This is a genomic window from Hafnia sp. HMSC23F03, from assembly GCF_001816025.1.
GTDB lineage: Bacteria > Pseudomonadota > Gammaproteobacteria > Enterobacterales > Enterobacteriaceae > Hafnia > Hafnia paralvei.
This window is the reverse complement of record NZ_KV824233.1, coordinates 223,827-242,265: the sequence shown is the minus strand read 5'-3', so window position 1 is coordinate 242,265 and position 18,439 is coordinate 223,827. Positions and strand designations below refer to the sequence as shown.

Below are 18,439 nucleotides of genomic sequence, written 5' to 3'. Positions count from 1 at the left end.
TCAGATGTTCGCAGCAGGGTCTCCCTTCGCTACGTTCCCTAACGCCACTCATTGAAGCCAATTTCAGCACTACACTTATTTTTGCCTACTACTCAATATTTCTTGTTACATGAGAAGAAACGCTGTTTTAGCCAGTGTGAGCTATTTGCCACGCTTAAACAGACAAAAACTCTGTCAAACGTCCCCCAGACCACAAAAACCAAAGACAAGTTCTTCCCTACATCCATGTTTTCGCAAATGCACAGGCGATTGTCAAAGCAAAAGAAGTAAAATCAGACGAACATGCCAACTATTATTAAGAAACTCTACGAGCAGAGAAAAAAATAAAGAGACAAAACAGACGAATAAGCATCGCTGATGGGCGCTATTAAGCTGCTTTATCGACAAGAATGTTATCGGAATAGGTTTAAAAAAAATTATCTGCTGTCATGATTTTTGCTAATCGATAGCTTTCTACTATCAAACAAATTGATAACAATTTTTTTGCACGCTTTTTTTCAGACGCTAACTTCCCTACAATCGGGTTATTGTCCTGTAAAATTGGAAAAGAGGAATTCATGGGCACAGTCAAACATAGCAAACTCCTGATCTTGGGCTCCGGCCCTGCGGGATATACAGCAGCCGTCTACGCCGCGCGCGCCAACCTTAATCCGGTATTGATTACCGGCGTTGAAAAAGGCGGTCAATTGACGACAACGACTGAAGTCGAAAACTGGCCAGGCGATCCAGAAGGCCTGACTGGCCCTCTGTTAATGGAGCGCATGCATGAGCATGCCGCCAAATTTAACACCGAAATCATTCTGGACAACATCGAACGTGTCGACTTACAGACGCGTCCTTTCCGCCTGTTCGGGGGTTCTCAGGAATACACCTGCGATGCGTTAATCATTGCCACCGGCGCCTCGGCTCAGTATTTAGGACTACCTTCCGAAGAAGAATTCAAAGGACGCGGAGTTTCTGCATGCGCGACCTGCGACGGCTTCTTCTACCGCCAACAGGAAGTGGCCGTTATCGGTGGCGGTAACACCGCCGTTGAGGAAGCGCTCTATCTGTCTAACATCGCATCTAAGGTGCACCTGATCCATCGTCGCGATACGTTCCGCGCCGAAAAGATTCTGATTGCACGCATGATGGACAAAGTTGCCAGCGGCAATATCGTCCTGCACACCAACCGTACGCTTGATGAAGTGTTGGGCGACCCAATGGGCGTTAATGGTCTACGTCTGAAAGCCACTGATAGTGATAAAACCGAACAGCTCAGCGTCACCGGTTTGTTCGTGGCCATCGGGCACAAACCGAATACGGCTATTTTTGAAGGTCAATTGGCCCTTGAAAACGGCTATATCAAGGTACAATCGGGTCTTGGTGGAAATGCGACCCAAACCAGTATTCCGGGCGTATTTGCCGCAGGCGACGTCATGGATCACATCTACCGTCAGGCGATTACCTCTGCGGGTACCGGCTGTATGGCGGCTCTGGATGCGGAACGCTATCTCGATGGGTTAGCGGCTGCCAGCCATCAATAAGCGCTAGCCAACCCCGTTTCTCCCTGTCCATCATTCAGTTCTCAGATCGACAGGGGGAAATCGCCTTCCCGTTCTTACAGAGCGTTTTCGCTCATACTAGTCCTTGTCGTGTAAGAAACGCTCAATAGCCGAGAGCAAAGCAACCCCCTCTTCCAACTGGGGATGATGCCCCACATGCGCTAACACATGCAGAGTGGCATTCGGTATCAAATCTGCCATTTCTTGGCTTAACACCAGCGGCGTCGCCTGATCTTGTTCCCCGCAGACCACTAATGTCGGAATGGTAATTTTTTTCAGTAAGCCACGAACATCTGTTCGATTAATCGTTGCCGCAGCGATAGCGTGCGCAATGCCAACGCGATCGTGAGACAGCATGATATCGATCTCATGTTTAGCGAGTTCCGGATTGTCGCTCAGCCATTGGGCTGGGCAGAGTCGTTTCTGTACGGCTTCGAATGCCGCCATTCTTTCCGTTTCGGCTCCCTGAGAGACAATGTGCAGCAAATTATTCCACTGGGTAATGCGCTCTGCGAATTCCGCACGTGCACTTGTACCGACCAAAATCAGATGACTCACCACATCAGGATGTAACGCTGCCAGTCGGATACCTATCATTCCACCTTGGCTTTGCCCCACCAAAATGACTTTCCCCAGCGCTAAAACCTGCACCAGCAAAGCAATGTCGTTAGCCGCATCATCTAGCGTCCACTGCGCAGGAAACACACCGCTCTCCCCATGCCCTGGCATATCTAAGACAATACATCTGTAGTTTTGCGATAACACCGCCACCTGCTGATCAAAACTACTTCGATCCAAGAATAAGCCATGAGCAAAAATAATCGTCGGCCCAGTACCTACGTCGGTGTATGCATACACATTACCGTTAATGCGAATTCGCTGTTGTTCAAAGCAATCCGCCGGATCGAATGCCCGAGCTAATAACGCAGAGTCTTCAAAAATCTGATAATGCGCGATGAGCCCCTCCCGCATCTCAAATCGAATAACATAATCACTGCCGATGATATTTCCTGTTGTTAGCACCGTGTGGCGAAAACGACCTAACGCCAATACGGTATCTCCGGATTCAAACAGCTGAGAAACGGTAAATTCTTGCGGCTTAAAATCGCGGGGAAACGCCTCAAGCCAGCCACGGACCTGCTCACGTCCACGCAAAATACCCACGGTAGAAACACTCAACTCACCGTCGATGTGCCAAATGACGTCATCCGTCATCAACGCCAGCGCGGCATCAATGTTTCCGCTACCAAACGCGGCAAAATAGCGGTGTATAACGCTGAAATGGGATGACATCGTGGTTGATGCTGTACTAGAAGGCGTGGTCATATGTCGTACTCCTCGAATGAAATTAATCCTGATGTATCGTTTCTTCACTGGTTGCCAGAAACTGGATGGATTATCATTCATCGATAAATGCATAACTACAGACAGAATCGCCAAGGGGCTTTCCAAAAATGAAAAACATCAATTGGGATGACCTGCGTTATTTCCTGAGTGTCGCACGTACCGGAAGTTTGACGGGCTCTGCAGCAGAATTGCAGGTTAGCCAATCGACCGTTTCGCGCCGAATCAGCGCATTAGAGCAAGATTTGCATACCACGCTGTTTGCTCGACATGCCACCGGATACTTTCTCACCGATCAAGGCCGTGACGTTTTACGTAAGGTTTCTGCCGTTGAAGACAGTATTACCGCTCTGCACATAGGGCTCGCTAACCTTGATGCCAACACTGAAGGCACGATCCGGCTCGCGACGCCAGAAAGCTTGGCCGTAAACATGATTATTCCCGCGCTGCCAGAGTTTATCTCTCGGTATCCCAAACTGCGGCTAGAAATCATATCCGGCGTTGGCGTCGCTGATCTATCGCGCTATGAAGCCGACCTTGCCATACGTCTAGTTCGCCCACAGAGCGGCAACTTAATTATGCAGCGGCTTGGCGTAATGAATTCCGCAATCTACGCCAGCGCTGATTATCTGCAGCGACATCCAGCGCCTTCTAGCGATCCGACGTCTGGTCGCGCGTTTATCATCTGGGATCGTGCTTATTCTCACTTACCGACGGCAAGCTGGCTGGCAAAACAGGGCTATGATGCCAATCCTGCACTTATTACCAGCAGCGTTGCAGAGCAATATGCTGCGGCTAAGTCGGGGATTGGTCTGGCATTACTGCCATCATTTTTAGTCGCCCATGACGCAGATATGATCGAGGTCATACCTAGCAATCAGGTATTTTCCGAAGACCTGTGGCTAACGACCCACGCGGATTTGAGATCGTCCGTACGCATTCGAGCCATAAGTGAATTCCTTAAAGAATTAATTGCACGTTATCAGCCCGCGTTCTCCGATCTCGCCTAGGATAAAAACGGGATGAAGACGCTAGCCTCGCGTCTATTAACCTTAATTATCTAACCTGTTATCTGAACTACCCCACACTTGTTAACAGAATTTACCTTCCTTTGGTTTCAAGTCCTCGCAGGCCGTTGTAATATCAGCGCTTACGCCTGAACCGGTGAGTAAAGAAAAAATAGGCCGGGGATTAGCACTCTTTTCGACGCTTCATCTGCTTTAGAAATCATCGCAACACATGAATAAAAACCGACAACGCGAACTAACCCAGTGGCTAAAACAGCGTAGCTCGCTGGCCCGCCGCTGGCTGAGGATTTCCATGATCCTCGGTTTACTCTCAGGACTGCTCATCGTTGCCCAATCGTGGCTGCTGGCTAAACTGCTGCACGACCTGATTATTGAGCAGGTTCCACGCCAAACGCTTCTGGTTCCATTTAGCTTATTGATTGGCGCAATCGTGTTGCGAGCCGCATTAAGCTGGCTGCGTGAACGCGTCGGCTTTAAATGCGGGCAGATAGTGCGGGTACAAATCCGTAGTCTGGTACTCAATCGACTTGATGAACTCGGCCCTGCTTGGATTCAAGGCAAACCGGCTGGCCATTGGGCGACGTTAATCCTCGAACAAATTGAAGATATGCAGGAGTTTTACTCTCGCTACCTGCCGCAGATGTATCTGGCTACTATGATACCGCTGCTGATCCTGATTACCGTGTTTCCAATCAACTGGGCCGCAGGGATGATTCTGCTGGTCACCGCACCGCTGATCCCCCTGTTTATGGCGTTGGTCGGCATGGGAGCCGCCGATGCTAACCGCAGGAACTTCCTCGCACTTGGCCGTCTGAGTGGTAACTTCCTCGACCGCCTACGCGGGTTAGACACGCTGCGACTGTTTAATCGCGCCGCGGCTGAAACAGAAAATATCCGCCGTGCCTCCGAAGATTTCCGCAGCCGCACCATGGAAGTATTGCGTATGGCATTTTTGTCATCTGCGGTACTTGAGTTTTTCACCTCTATCTCTATTGCTGTCGTGGCGGTCTATTTCGGTTTCTCCTATCTTGGCGAACTGAATTTTGGTAGCTACGGCACCAGCGTTACGCTGTTTGCCGGTTTCTTAGTGCTAATTTTGGCACCAGAATTTTTCCAACCTCTGCGCGATCTGGGCACGTTCTATCATGCTAAAGCGCAGGCCGTGGGCGCTGCTGAATCGCTGGTCACTTTTTTGGCGGAAGATGCAGAAAGCCCGCAACAAGGTAAAGGGCAAGATGTCTTAGCGGGCACTCAGCCAGTGACGATTGTCGCTAACGAACTAGAGATTTTATCTCCGCAAGGTAAAATTTTGGCCGGCCCGCTCTCCTTTACGATTGATGCTGGGCAGCGAATTGCCTTAGTTGGATTTAGCGGTGCAGGAAAAAGCTCACTCATCAACGTTCTACTGGGCTTTCTCCCCTATCGCGGCTCGCTGACGGTAGACGGAAAAGAGCTACGCTCGTTATCGCAGTCTCAATGGCGGTTACAGCTTGGCTGGGGGGGTCAGAATCCAAACTTACCTGAATCCACATTACGAGCGAACGTATTGCTCGGCGCGCCTCAGGCAACGGAAGCACAATTACACACGGTTCTTGAGCGTGCTTATGTCACTGAATTCTTACCTTTGCTGGCGTATGGCATTGATACTGAAATTGGTGAAGGCGCGGCGCGACTCTCCGTGGGGCAAGCGCAACGCGTAGCCGTAGCGCGTGCGTTACTGCGTCCCTGCCGTTTACTGCTGCTGGACGAACCAACTGCAAGCCTAGACGCGCACAGTGAACAGCTCGTCATGCAAGCGTTAGAGCAAGCGTCGCATCAGCAAACCACGTTGATGGTTACCCACCAATTGGATGATGTCAGTCGCTACGATCAAATTTGGGTCATGGACAATGGGCAGTTGGTTCAGCGCGGCAGTTACGCGCAGTTGAGCCAGCACAGTGGTCCCTTTGCCGATCTGCTTGCCACACGCAGTAAGGAGCTCTAACCATGCGCGTACTTTTGCCGTTTTTAGCCCTCTATCGCCGCCATTGGTTCCTGATTTCCTTAGGTGTTGTTCTGGCGATCGTCACGCTTCTTGCCAGTATTGGTCTATTGATGCTGTCTGGATGGTTCCTTGCAGCTTCCGCGCTCGCGGGCCTTGCTGGATTGCTAACGTTTAACTACATGCTGCCAGCCGCAGGCGTACGCGGCGCAGCCATCATCCGCACCGCCGGACGTTATGCCGAACGAGTCGTTAGCCACGATGCGACTTTCCGCGTGCTATCGCACCTCCGTGTTTTTACCTTCAGCAAGATTTTGCCGCTGTCGCCGGGCGCAATTGCCCGTTTTCGTCAGGCTGAATTGCTCAACCGCTTAGTCGCCGATGTCGATACGCTCGATCATCTCTATCTGCGGGTGATTTCTCCGCTGATTAGCGCCATCGTCGTCATTATCGTGGTTACCGCAGGTTTGGCGTGGTTTGACCCCGCTTTAGCCTTCACGCTCGGCGGCATCATGCTGCTGTTGCTGTTTTGCTTACCGTTGGGCTTTTATCAGGCTGGGAAGCCGGTTGGCATGGCATTAACCGGATTACGCGCTGACTATCGCACGCTGCTGATTACCTGGGTCGCAGGCCAAGCAGAGCTAGCCATTTATGGCGCTGCTGACCGTTTCCGTCAGGCGCTCGATGCAAAAGAACAGGCGTGGCAGTTACAACAGAAAAAACAGGCCTCGCTGACCGGTGCCGCGCAAGCGTTGATGATCCTTGCCTCGGGTTTAACCTTCACGCTTTTGCTCTGGTTAGCGGCTGGGGGAGTAGGCCAATATGCTCAGCCGGGCGCGCTGATTGCGCTGTTTGTCTTCTCATCGTTGGCGGCCTTTGAAGCCTTGGCTCCGGTGGCGGGTGCTTTCCAGCATCTAGGACAGGTTACCGCATCGGCAACCCGCGTAGCGCAGATGATCAACCAAAAGCCGGAAGTGACCTTCCCACTTTCTGGGCCAACAATAAGCGATCAGATTGCCGTCACCGTTGATAACGTCACGTTCAGCTATCCAAATCAGTCCGTCTCGGTGCTGAACGACATTTCACTGACGGTGAAAGCCGGTGAAAAAATTGCCCTGCTCGGACGCACCGGCTGCGGCAAATCAACGCTTCTCCAGTTGATTACACGTGCGTGGGACTGTTCTCAGGGCGAAATTCGCCTGAATAACACCCCGCTGACGGCCTTTGATGAGGCAACCCTGCGGCAGGCGACTGGCGTCGTCAGCCAGCGTGTACACGTTTTTAGTTCGACGCTGCGTGATAATTTAAAAATCGCTAACGATGCGGCTACCGACCCTGAGTTGAAAAACGTGCTGGAACAGGTTGGCCTCGGAAAGTTATTGGATGATGCTGGGCTAAATGCATGGCTTGGCGACGGTGGACGCCCGCTGTCCGGTGGCGAGCAACGTCGTTTAGGCATTGCTCGCGCGCTGCTGCACCGCTCTCCCCTGCTGCTATTGGATGAGCCCACAGAAGGTTTAGATGCGGATACTGAAAAGCAGATCTTGGCGCTGATCATGAACCACTGCCAACATAAAACCCTGATCCTGATTACTCATCGACTACAGGGCTTGGATAACATGGATCGCGTGTGCGTGATGGAGAATGGCCGCATCGTCGAACAGGGGCATCACACTGCGTTGATGGCAGAAAAAGGCCGCTATTATCAGCTGTGTCAGCGACTATAGCCGACGAAACTGCAGCTATAGTTAACGGATTAGGCGATGTATTTCATTATGATGACGGGAATATTTTGATGCGCATAATGCAGCTGGATCGGCAATCCACGTTATTCCCGCCCACGGATCTTGCACTGCGTGAGCCCAACGGGCTGCTTGCTATCGGCGGAGACTTGCGCCCCGCGCGCTTGCTGGCGGCCTATGAGTCGGGTATTTTCCCTTGGTTTACGCCAGGAGACGTCATCTTATGGTGGTCGCCCGATCCGCGCGCGGTGCTGTTTCCGCATGAATTGCATATCAGCCGTAGCATGGCGAAATTTTTACGCCGCCAGTGTTTTACTGTGACGATCAATCAAGCCTTCAGCGAAGTCATACGCGAGTGTGCCGAACAACGCGATGAAGGCACGTGGATTGGCGAAGATGTGCAGCAAGCCTATGCCAAGCTACATGAGCTTGGCCATGCGCATTCCGTTGAGGTCTGGCAGGAAGATAGGCTAGTAGGCGGCCTGTATGGCGTTTTGCAGGGCTCTCTCTTTTGCGGAGAGTCGATGTTCAGCCGCGCAACAAATGCCTCCAAAACGGCACTGATTGCGTTTTGTGGGCATTTTGTGTCGTTTGGTGGAACATTAATTGACTGTCAGGTACTTAACGCGCACACTGAGTCGTTAGGTGCGCGCGATATCCCGCGCAGTGATTATTTACACCACTTACGGATTGACCAGAAAAAGGTAATTAACCCCGCCTGCTGGAAACCCCAAACTATTATTTCACGCGAGTTTGCGATAAAACCCCATCAAAATTGCCCGTAATGGATGAAGAACAACCGACACTCCTTTACATAATCGGGGTTTTTCGGCATTATCTTGCCGATTAAAAAATATGGTACTCATACCTAGAGGATTCGATGGCCAAAGAAGACAATATTGAAATGCAAGGTACCGTACTCGATACGTTACCAAACACGATGTTCCGCGTTGAATTAGAAAACGGACACGTCGTTACCGCTCACATCTCCGGTAAAATGCGCAAAAACTACATCCGCATTCTGACGGGCGACAAAGTCACTGTAGAGCTGACCCCGTACGACCTGAGCAAAGGCCGCATTGTCTTCCGTAGCCGCTGATAGGCTCATCCTGCGCACCTGCGTTGACGCATCTGCGGCATAAATTACACTCCTGGTGATGTTTAACGTCTGACGAGGCTGAAAAATATCACTGAGAGTTAGCTGAAAGCTTGAATTTCAGACATAAAAAAGAGCGCCTTTTGGCGCTCTTTTACTTTCATGCTCTGCGGCTGGATTAATGCAGGGCATCCTCAGCTTTACGTTTCTGTGCACTACAGAATTCGTAAGTCAGCTGTTGCTTGTCTTCGCTCAAATCAACGGTGACCGAGCCGCCATCAACCAGCGAGCCAAACAGCAATTCGTTTGCCAACGGCTTTTTCAGATTTTCCTGCACGACACGCACCATTGGGCGAGCCCCCATGGCATGATCGTAGCCCTTTTCTGCCAGCCACAAACGCGCGGCTTCGCTGACTTCCAGTGAAACACCTTTCGCATCCAACTGCGCCTGCAATTCAACGATGAATTTATCCACCACCTGCTGAATAATTTCAGTGGAGAGATGATTAAACCAAATGATGTTATCCAGACGGTTACGGAATTCTGGCGTAAACACCTTTTTGATCTCTTCCATCGCATCAGTGCTGTTATCTTGCTGCGCAAAACCGATGGATTTACGCTGCGTTTCACGCACGCCCGCGTTCGTGGTCATGACCAGTATGACGTTACGGAAATCGGCTTTGCGGCCATTGTTATCCGTTAGCGTTCCGTTATCCATAACCTGTAACAGCAGGTTGAAGACATCTGGGTGCGCCTTTTCGATTTCGTCGAGCAGCAGTACCGCATGCGGGTGCTTAATGACCGCATCCGTCAGCAAACCGCCCTGATCAAAACCCACATAGCCCGGAGGTGCACCGATCAAACGGCTAACGGTATGACGTTCCATATATTCGGACATATCAAAACGCAGCAGTTCGATATCCAGCGCTTTCGCTAACTGAACGGTAACCTCGGTTTTACCCACACCGGTAGGCCCTGCAAACAAGAACGAACCGACAGGCTTATGATCTTGCCCCAACCCTGCACGACTCATTTTGATCGCTTCGGTTAATGCACTGATCGCCTTATCCTGACCAAATACCAACATCTTCAGACGATCGCCCAAGCTCTTAAGCACATCGCGATCGCTAGCGGAGACAGTTTTCTCCGGAATACGCGCGATGCGGGCAACCACAGACTCAATATCAGCCACGTTAACGGTTTTCTTGCGTTTGCTCACCGGCATGAGGCGGCTACGCGCCCCCGCCTCATCAATCACGTCAATCGCCTTATCTGGCAGATGACGATCGTTGATGTATTTCACCGACAGCTCAACCGCCGCACGAATCGCTTTCGCGGTATAGCGCACGTCGTGATGAGCTTCATATTTCGGTTTCAGGCCATTAAGGATCTGTACCGTCTCATCCGGCGTTGGTTCAGTAATATCGATTTTCTGGAAACGACGCGCCAAGGCACGATCTTTTTCAAAGATATTGCTGAATTCCTGATAGGTGGTTGAGCCGATGACTCGGATCTTGCCGCTAGATAACAGCGGTTTAATCAAGTTAGCCGCATCCACCTGTCCACCGGAAGCCGCACCAGCACCGATGATGGTGTGGATTTCATCGATAAATAGAATGCTGTCAGTGTCTTGTTCCAGCTGTTTGAGCAGCGCCTTAAAGCGTTTTTCAAAATCGCCACGGTATTTGGTACCCGCCAACAAAGAGCCGATATCCAGCGAGTACAAGGTACAATCTGCCATCACTTCAGGCACATCGCCTTGCACAATTCGCCATGCAAGCCCTTCAGCAATAGCGGTTTTACCCACGCCAGACTCGCCAACCAACAGCGGATTGTTTTTACGACGGCGGCATAAAACCTGAATAGCACGTTCTAACTCTTTATCACGACCAATTAACGGGTCAATACCGCCGACTCGCGCAAGCTGATTTAAGTTAGTGGTGAAATTCTCCATGCGATCTTCACCGCTAGCCGGTTCTTCGCTCGCTGGATTTTCAGCGTTAGGAGCCTGCCCCGTTTCATCTTTACGGGTGCCGTGCGAGATAAAGTTCACAATGTCCAAACGACTCACGTCGTGCTTACGCAGCAGATATGCCGCCTGAGACTCTTGTTCGCTAAAAATAGCCACCAGTACGTTAGCACCGCTGACTTCATTACGGCCTGAGGACTGAACATGGAAAACAGCACGTTGCAAAACGCGTTGAAAACTCAGCGTTGGCTGAGTATCACGTTCCGCCTCGCCGTTAGGCAGCGTGGGTGTCGTTTGTTCAATAAAGGTTTCGAGTTCTTGACGTAAAGCGGCCAGATCGACAGAACAGGCCTCCAATGCTTCACGTGCCGCAGGGTTACTGAGCAGTGCCAGCAGCAGGTGCTCCACGGTCATAAACTCATGACGGTGCTCGCGCGCTCTGGCGAACGCCATGTTGAGACTGAGTTCCAGTTCTTGATTGAGCATAGGCACCTCCCCCATTTAAGTGGCCATTAACCGGCCTTTTCTAACGTACACAACAGTGGATGCTCGTTCTCCCGTGCATAACGATTGACGTGTGCGACTTTTGTTTCCGCCACCTCAGCGGTAAAAACACCGCAAATCGCTTTTCCTTTATAATGCACAGTAAGCATCAACTGCGTTGCACGTTCAATATCATATGAAAAAAACTTTTGCAGGACGTCAATCACAAATTCCATCGGAGTGTAGTCGTCATTGTTAAGTATAACTTTATACATTGACGGCGGTTTTACCTCATCGATTTGTTTGCTATCGGCTAATTGTTCGAAATTTAGCCAGTCGTTTTGGTTTGCCATGTCCTGCTCACTCTCTGTTGACTCTCACGCGATAGACCCAACACCTCGCATGATCCCATGTATTTCTTACCTGTTTCTTAACTGTGACACAAATCCTCACAGTTGTGTTATTTGCGTCGCATCAAGTGATTAATTTTCACCCAATTCGTATAAATAGCGTTAGCTGCTTCAAACTTTCATCACATGACACTGTGCTAAAAATAGCCATTGCTTGACGAACTAGCGGCTTACACTAAAGTGTAAATTCGTAATCTGGTGGCGATTTGTACAAATCGTTGCCATTTCGACCGACGAGTATCTGTTGCAAACTTACGGCTTACCCGATGAGTTTACAGATCTTTTCGGTGCCCGTAGGGTCTGTTCCTAAACTGTTCTCCACTGCCAGCGGCGAGTGAGACTCAAGAACATTTTAAGAACACATCTTGTATCTGCCCTCAAACGCAAACCGCTGTTTTCACACCCTTGTGTGCCTATAGCTGAGCGACAGAGGGCTTCAATCTTATCTCATAAATAGAGCGTCTTGCCGATGATAATCTGAGCCATCGCGCAAAACGCTTATAACCGCATGGCGAGGGTTGTATAAGCATGGAGACGGGTACTGTTAAATGGTTCAATAACGCCAAAGGTTTTGGCTTTATATGTCCTCTGAAGGGGGGCGAAGATATTTTTGCCCACTATTCCTCAATTCAGATGGAAGGTTACCGCACACTAAAAGCGGGTCAGCAGGTGCAATTTAATGTGCAAGAAGGGCCTAAAGGTAACCATGCCAACACCATTGTTCCAATCGAGTCAGAGATGACGGCCTAACCCTTTATCTCGAACTTAGCGTCGTATCCATACCTATGCCAGTGTCTATGCTGGCATTAATACTTAAGCTTATCTGTCGTTATCCCCGATTCCTTAGATAGGTAGTGGCTGTTTTGCCATTTTCAAGGGGAAGTGATGACAATCGTGGTGTATACGCGAAAGGTGAAACCTCATAACAAGCGACCTAAAAATTATCTCGCTAATAATTAAACCAAAATCCTATTTAATATCTTAATTCAAAATAAAATTAAATAAAGCATCAACAGAAATGAAATTGTTGTTTTTAATATCGTCAGTGGCTTACATGATTTAATTAACGTTGATACTCAATCTGCTTAACTACTCGATAGAAATTAAAACAGCCACGTTCTATCAGGTATATCACATGTCTCAAATCAGCGTCGAACGCACAGCAGATAAATCCGCGACGGGTTTTCAGCTCTTTAATTCTCTTGCAAAAGGAGAGTTAAGACCTGGTCGTCTTTGGCATGCGAGAAACTATAGGACTAAATTTGTTCTGAGAACGCTTTTAGCGCCGATAGCCACGATGAAACTGCTCGACAACATTGCGGCTATCCCTTCTTGCCAAGACGTGCTGTTAACGCAACCCCGTCTGCCTTGCAAGCTGCACCACCCTTATCTCAACGTCCACTTCAAGCGTCGAGATGCCGTTAAAGCAATTGGTGAACACTACCAAATGTTGGATGAGGCGTTGCCGAACAGCGTTTTGCGGAAAATATATCGAGCTCAACCTTATTATCTCTGTGAAATAGAGGGTAAAAATGAGCAACTGTACCGAATCGGTATCAGTCCTATTGATAGCCTTAATAAAGAAGGCGAACTTTCGCTATTATTTTATACGGCAGAGGGGGTAATGCTGTCAGAATGTACGTTTACCTTGTTGATGCATTCAGGGAAAAAGACGCTATTCATTGGGGGGCTGCAGGGACCAAAACAATCGGTTCCACATGAGCTAATTCAAACCGCCACCAAAGGGTGTCACGGTTTATTTCCTAAACGGCTGTTGATGCAGGCGCTATGCCTATTTGCCCATACCGTAGGCTGTGAGCAAATACTCGCCGTGGGCAACGAGACTCATATTTATAAAAACTGGCGTTATAACAAAAAGAAAAGCCGTAAAATGATGTCAGATTACGATGGTTTTTGGTTGTCTATCGGCGCAGAGCCTACAGCGGAAGGCTATTTCCGCTTGCCAATGACCATTGCACGTAAGTCTTTGGAAGAAATTGCCAGCAAAAAACGTGCAGAATATCGCCGTCGCTATCAACTGCTGGATACCCTTGAGTCTTCAGCGCGTGTTGCCCTAGGACGATAATACTGCCGATTAAAGCCTTCTTAGCCGCGATTCTTACTTGGGAATAGCGGCTAAGAAGCGATCGCCACTCGCTATTCCGCCTTGCCTCGCGCCAGCCATAACACGCGTGAAAACATCCCTTTAATCAATGCAGGCACGGAATCCGTCCCCCAGGCTTCCGCCTGTGCGGCAACAGAGATCGCCAAATCTGGCTTGGAGGAGCGGTGAATTGCTTTAGTAATAACCTTTCTCATCGACAGAGGTACATTCGGGGGCAATCCAGCGATATCGTGATAAACCGATGCAAAACCTTCGCGATACATATAGTGCTCCATGTCCGGCGCAGGTAATGCAGTAAGGCGATCGCGTTCGTTATCTCTGGCGTGTTCCACCAGCGCTCTCACCGTTGCGGCATATTTGCGGCCGGCATCATCGCCGTCGACCAGCACATGCCATTCCAGCCCCATATGGCGAGCAAACTTAACCAAGGGACGAATACCACACTGGGCAAACTCGATAACCTTGATACCTTCCGTTTCGAAATGATAGCCGCACTGCCTCGCCAATTCGTTCAAAAGCCAAACCTCAGTCTCTCCTTCGACCAGTAGCCAACAACGGGCAAAAAGTGATGAGGCGCGATTAAACCGAATATGAAACGCAATACGCCGGCTATCTTCTGGCGACATTCCTTGCGGCCCAATCCGGTAAGTCGCCACTTTATTAGACTGACGAACCAATCGACATACGCGCTCTACGGGCATCAGAGACAACAATTCACCAGAATTAGTCGTGGTAATTTTTTGCAGTGGCAGTTGATTCAGTAATCCCCATGCCACGGAGAGCATGATCGGATGCAGACGTGTTTCAGGGTCTTCTACCAGTAAAAGTGGTCGAGCATGAGGATCGAGCGTAATTGCACCTTTAGCCTGCAATAATGTCGAAAAAAGCCCAAGCAAGATCAGGCGCATATTGCGGCTGCCCGACTCCGCAATCATCTGATTCATATTTTCCAACGAACGCCATGCCTGACGTCCATGAACCTCATCGCTGTGGTGACGGCGACGACGTGAATTGGTGAGCTGCTGCCCCTGTTCAGCGAAATAGTGCTCCAGCAGTTGCTGCATGGCATTCAGCCCCTGCCGCAGTTCACTATTGCTCAGCTTTTGCGGATTACGCACCAACTCGCGCGTCAAATCATCTAGCTGCTGCGCAACCTCACTTTGATCGGGCACCCGATTTTGCGCAATGACGGTCGGACGCAAGCGGCGGATAAAGCGCGCATCACGTAGGCGTAAAACCGGATGCAAACGCACAATTTCCCGTGCCAGTTTATCAACATGATGCAGTTTTAGCGGCTCGCCCTTTTCATCTAAAAACGAACGCCAGGTACATACTGTGCCATCGTCGCAAAGCTCCCCTTCTTGGCGGAAATAGATGCGTTGAAAACGATCGTTTCCATCCTGCCAAAGAGAAGAAAGAGGCCGATACCGTGGCGCGTTATGGTGCCCAACGTCTGATTCACAGAAAACAAAGATGATTTGCAGGTAACGCTCTTTGGCCGCTTCATCGCCGGGAGGAAAGTAGAAATCTTGAGGTTCAAAATGATAGAGGTCGGTATTCGGTGACAGACAAAGGGTCAACGCATCCAACAAACTGGATTTACCCCATGCGTTTTCACCGATCAGAACGGTGTTTTCGTCCAGTGTTAAAGACAGACGGTTTATTCCTCTAAACCCGACAATCTCGATCCGTTCTAGATACATCAGTTCTCTCCCTTACGGATTCATTCATCTGAGAATGAGAAAAAAATGCTGTCTGGTCAAGCACTCACTGCCGATCCATCCCCGATTTTGTTCTGCTAATTCACCTCGTGAAGATTAAAACGCCAAACCATTCCGCTTGATTTATCAATTCCTCTGTTGCTCTTTACTCACCAAAACCTTTTGGGTAGCGTATTGCCACTCATCATTACAATCTAGGTTATTCATGTATTCGGGACTGCTCATTATCTTGGTGCCGCTTCTGCTCGGCTACCTGATCCCTCTACGCCAAAAGAGCTTAGTGGTATTAATTAATCGTCTACTCAGTTGGATGGTTTACGTCATTCTGTTTTTTATGGGCATCAGCCTCGCCTTTCTGGATAACCTCAGCGAAAACCTGTGGCTTATTTTTCAGTATGCTTCGGTATTCTTTATTTGCATCATCGTTGCCAACCTTATTGCATTATTGCTATTAGAAAAAAAACGCCCGTGGGTCGTACTACATAAACAGGAAGAGTTGCCTTCACGTCTTCATATGGCGCTTGAATCGCTCAAGCTGTGCGGCGTTGTGGTGGGCGGTTTTGCGCTCGGTCTGACCCAATGGACATGGCTCAGCTATGCTTCACACGGCAGCGAATATGCGCTGATATTCCTACTGCTGCTGGTAGGCTTACAGCTACGCAATAGCGGTATGTCACTCAAACAAATTCTCTTAAATCGACGCGGTATGATTATCGCCGTGTTGGTGTGCGTGAGCGCGCTAGTCGGCGGAGCTATCGCCGCTTTGCTGCTGGGATTACCAATAAAAACCGGCTTAGCCATCGCATCAGCATATGGCTGGTACTCACTCTCGGGGATCATGATGACCGATGCTTTCGGCCCGGTGATCGGCAGCGCCGCCTTCTTCAATGATTTGGCGCGTGAGCTGTTCGCCATTATGATGATTCCAACGTTAGTGCAGCGTAGCCGCTCCTCTGCGCTGGGGCTGTGTGGCGCAACGTCAATGGACTTCACGCTCCCCGTTCTGCAACGCAGCGGCGGTCTAGAATTGGTTCCGGCCGCGATCGTGCATGGCTTTGCCTTAAGCCTCATCGCCCCTGTATTGATGGCAATTTTCTCCTCCTGATAGCTGAAGATCCTACTGATGTCATGGGGTGATAACCCCATGACATACCTCAAACGTTTTAGTATTCATCACCTGAATAATTCTCAGTTACAGCTTAACTTGCGCTATATCAAACAAAGATAAAGTTGCATCAAAAATTCCTTTTTTACCGCGAGAGACAGGTCTACCCTTTAAACAAGCATAATAAATGCAACTTTAAAAGGAAGCTCAGAATGTACTGTGTCCAATGTGAACAAACCATCCGAACCCCTGCGGGTAATGGCTGTTCTTTCGCTCAAGGTATGTGCGGTAAAACTGCCGAAACGTCTGACCTACAAGATTTACTGGTTGCCGCTTTGCAAGGCCTGTCTGCATGGGCACTGAAAGCGCGTGAGCTGGGTATTATCGACCACAACATCGACAGCTTTGTGCCTCGCGCTTTTTTCTCCACGCTAACCAACGTTAACTTCGATTCCGAACGCATCGTGGGCTACGCACGTGAAGCATTAGAAATGCGTGATGCACTGATGGTGGCCTGTCGCGCCGTTGACGCAAATGCACAGGTCGATCATCCGCTTGCTGATTTGCAGTTAGCAGGTTCCGATCTAGCCACGCTGCGTAAACAAGCCGAAGAATTCGCCCTGAATAACGATAAAGCAGAAATCGGCGATGACGTTCACGGCCTACGTATGCTGAACCTCTATGGCCTGAAAGGCGCTGCCGCTTACATGGAGCATGCTCACGTTCTGGGTCAATACAGCGACGATATTTATGCTGAATTCCATCATTATATGGCGTGGTTAGGTACTCAGCCGCGCGATGTCGATACCTTGCTCAATAATGCAATGGGCATTGGTAAAATGAACTTCAACGTGATGGCCATTTTGGATAAGGGTGAAACCGACGCTTACGGCCATCCAACGCCAAGCTCCGTGAACGTTCGCCCTGTCGCCGGTAAAGCGATTCTGATTTCCGGTCATGATTTGAAAGATCTGCGTATGCTGCTGGAGCAAACCGAAGGTACCGGCGTGAACGTCTATACCCACGGTGAAATGCTGCCGGCACACGGCTATCCTGAGCTGAAAAAATTCAAGCATCTGGTCGGTAACTACGGCAGTGGTTGGCAGAATCAGCAAACCGAGTTTGCCAAATTCCCTGGCCCAATTCTGATGACGTCTAACTGTATCATCGACCCCAATGTTGGTAATTACACTGACCGCATCTGGACTCGTAGCATCGTTGGCTGGCCTGGCGCTCGCCATTTAGAAGGTGATGACTTCAGCCAGATCGTTGCTCAAGCTCAGGTTTGTGAAGGTTTCCCGTACAATGAAATTGAGCACATGATCACCGTTGGTTTTGGCCGCCAGACCTTGTTGAACGCAGCAGATACCGTCATCGATCTCGTCTCGCAGAAGAAATTGCGTCATGTATTTCTAGTGGGCGGCTGCGACGGTAGCCGTGCTGAACGTAGCTATTTCACCGACTTTGCACGCGCAGTTCCACAAGACTGTCTGATTCTGACGCTGGCCTGCGGCAAATATCGCTTCAACAAACTGGACTTCGGTACGCTGGAAGGATTGCCTCGTCTGCTGGATGTCGGTCAGTGCAACGATGCCTATGGTGCCATCATGCTGGCCGTAAAACTGGCTGAGACGCTGGGTTGCGGGGTGAACGATTTACCATTGAGTTTGGTGCTTTCTTGGTTCGAACAGAAAGCTATCGTGATCCTGCTGACTCTGCTGTCATTAGGCGTGAAAAATATCTACACCGGCCCAACCGCTCCGGGCTTCCTAACCGATAACCTGCTCGCCATTCTGAATGAAAAATTCGGTATGCGTTCTATCTCTACGGTTGAAGCCGATATGAGCGAAATTCTGGGCGCGTAATCGCACTCGATGTCACCCTATAAGCC

At 49.8% G+C, this 18,439-nt stretch carries 14 protein-coding genes; 10 read left to right on the top strand and 4 right to left on the bottom strand.

Going from position 1 to position 18,439, the window contains the following annotated elements:
- Positions 1-557 precede the first annotated feature (557 nt).
- Positions 558-1,526, top strand: a complete 969-nt coding sequence (gene trxB / locus HMPREF3091_RS15985) for a thioredoxin-disulfide reductase (RefSeq protein ID WP_004095805.1) — start codon at positions 558-560, stop codon at positions 1,524-1,526.
- Positions 1,527-1,622: 96 nt separating this feature from the next.
- Here the strand turns inward: trxB and HMPREF3091_RS15980 are convergent, their stop codons facing one another.
- Positions 1,623-2,870 (bottom strand): alpha/beta fold hydrolase, encoded by a 1,248-nt coding sequence (locus tag HMPREF3091_RS15980; protein ID WP_070717012.1) that lies wholly within the window; start codon positions 2,868-2,870, stop codon positions 1,623-1,625.
- Positions 2,871-2,998: 128 nt separating this feature from the next.
- On the opposite strand from HMPREF3091_RS15980, the gene HMPREF3091_RS15975 reads away from it, so the two are divergent.
- From HMPREF3091_RS15975 to infA, 5 genes are all read left to right on the top strand, one after another.
- Positions 2,999-3,898 (top strand): LysR family transcriptional regulator, encoded by a 900-nt coding sequence (locus HMPREF3091_RS15975; protein ID WP_070717010.1) that lies wholly within the window; start codon positions 2,999-3,001, stop codon positions 3,896-3,898.
- A gap of 229 nt (positions 3,899-4,127) precedes the next feature.
- Positions 4,128-5,900 carry a heme ABC transporter permease/ATP-binding protein CydD gene (cydD, locus tag HMPREF3091_RS15970; protein WP_070717009.1) on the top strand — a complete coding sequence of 591 codons (1,773 nt, stop codon included), beginning with the start codon at positions 4,128-4,130 and terminating at the stop codon, positions 5,898-5,900.
- Positions 5,901-5,902: 2 nt separating this feature from the next.
- A complete protein-coding gene (gene cydC / locus HMPREF3091_RS15965) occupies positions 5,903-7,624 on the top strand; it encodes a heme ABC transporter ATP-binding protein/permease CydC (RefSeq protein ID WP_070717005.1) in 1,722 nt (573 codons plus the stop codon).
- A gap of 68 nt (positions 7,625-7,692) precedes the next feature.
- The gene (gene aat / locus HMPREF3091_RS15960; protein ID WP_070717002.1) at positions 7,693-8,424 is read left to right on the top strand and encodes a leucyl/phenylalanyl-tRNA--protein transferase; all 732 of its coding nucleotides are present in this window, start codon (positions 7,693-7,695) and stop codon (positions 8,422-8,424) included.
- Between the two features lie 95 nt (positions 8,425-8,519).
- On the top strand, positions 8,520-8,738 hold the full coding sequence (gene infA / locus HMPREF3091_RS15955) for a translation initiation factor IF-1 (RefSeq protein ID WP_002211347.1): 219 nt from the start codon (positions 8,520-8,522) through the stop codon (positions 8,736-8,738).
- Between the two features lie 175 nt (positions 8,739-8,913).
- Here infA and clpA read toward each other — a convergent pair whose 3' ends face one another.
- Both clpA and clpS read right to left on the bottom strand, forming a co-directional pair.
- Positions 8,914-11,190, bottom strand: coding sequence for an ATP-dependent Clp protease ATP-binding subunit ClpA (gene clpA, locus HMPREF3091_RS15950; RefSeq protein ID WP_008812983.1), 2,277 nt, complete (start codon positions 11,188-11,190; stop codon positions 8,914-8,916).
- Positions 11,191-11,216: 26 nt separating this feature from the next.
- Positions 11,217-11,540 carry an ATP-dependent Clp protease adapter ClpS gene (gene clpS / locus HMPREF3091_RS15945; protein WP_004095820.1) on the bottom strand — a complete coding sequence of 108 codons (324 nt, stop codon included), beginning with the start codon at positions 11,538-11,540 and terminating at the stop codon, positions 11,217-11,219.
- 585 nt (positions 11,541-12,125) lie between these two features.
- On the opposite strand from clpS, the gene cspD reads away from it, so the two are divergent.
- Complete coding sequence (cspD, locus tag HMPREF3091_RS15940; RefSeq protein ID WP_004095823.1) at positions 12,126-12,347, top strand: cold shock-like protein CspD; 222 nt, start codon at positions 12,126-12,128, stop codon at positions 12,345-12,347.
- 385 nt (positions 12,348-12,732) lie between these two features.
- A complete protein-coding gene (locus HMPREF3091_RS15935) occupies positions 12,733-13,683 on the top strand; it encodes a VirK/YbjX family protein (protein WP_070716999.1) in 951 nt (316 codons plus the stop codon).
- Positions 13,684-13,754: 71 nt separating this feature from the next.
- On the opposite strand, the gene HMPREF3091_RS15930 is transcribed toward HMPREF3091_RS15935, so the two are convergent.
- The gene (locus tag HMPREF3091_RS15930) at positions 13,755-15,425 is read right to left on the bottom strand and encodes an ATP-dependent endonuclease (RefSeq protein ID WP_004095826.1); all 1,671 of its coding nucleotides are present in this window, start codon (positions 15,423-15,425) and stop codon (positions 13,755-13,757) included.
- Between the two features lie 223 nt (positions 15,426-15,648).
- Between HMPREF3091_RS15930 and HMPREF3091_RS15925 the strand changes: the two genes are divergently transcribed.
- Positions 15,649-16,548, top strand: coding sequence for a LysO family transporter (locus HMPREF3091_RS15925; protein ID WP_070716998.1), 900 nt, complete (start codon positions 15,649-15,651; stop codon positions 16,546-16,548).
- A 212-nt stretch (positions 16,549-16,760) separates the two neighbouring features.
- Entirely contained in the window at positions 16,761-18,413 is a 1,653-nt protein-coding gene (gene hcp, locus HMPREF3091_RS15920; protein ID WP_070716995.1) for a hydroxylamine reductase, read from the top strand.
- Positions 18,414-18,439 lie beyond the last annotated feature (26 nt).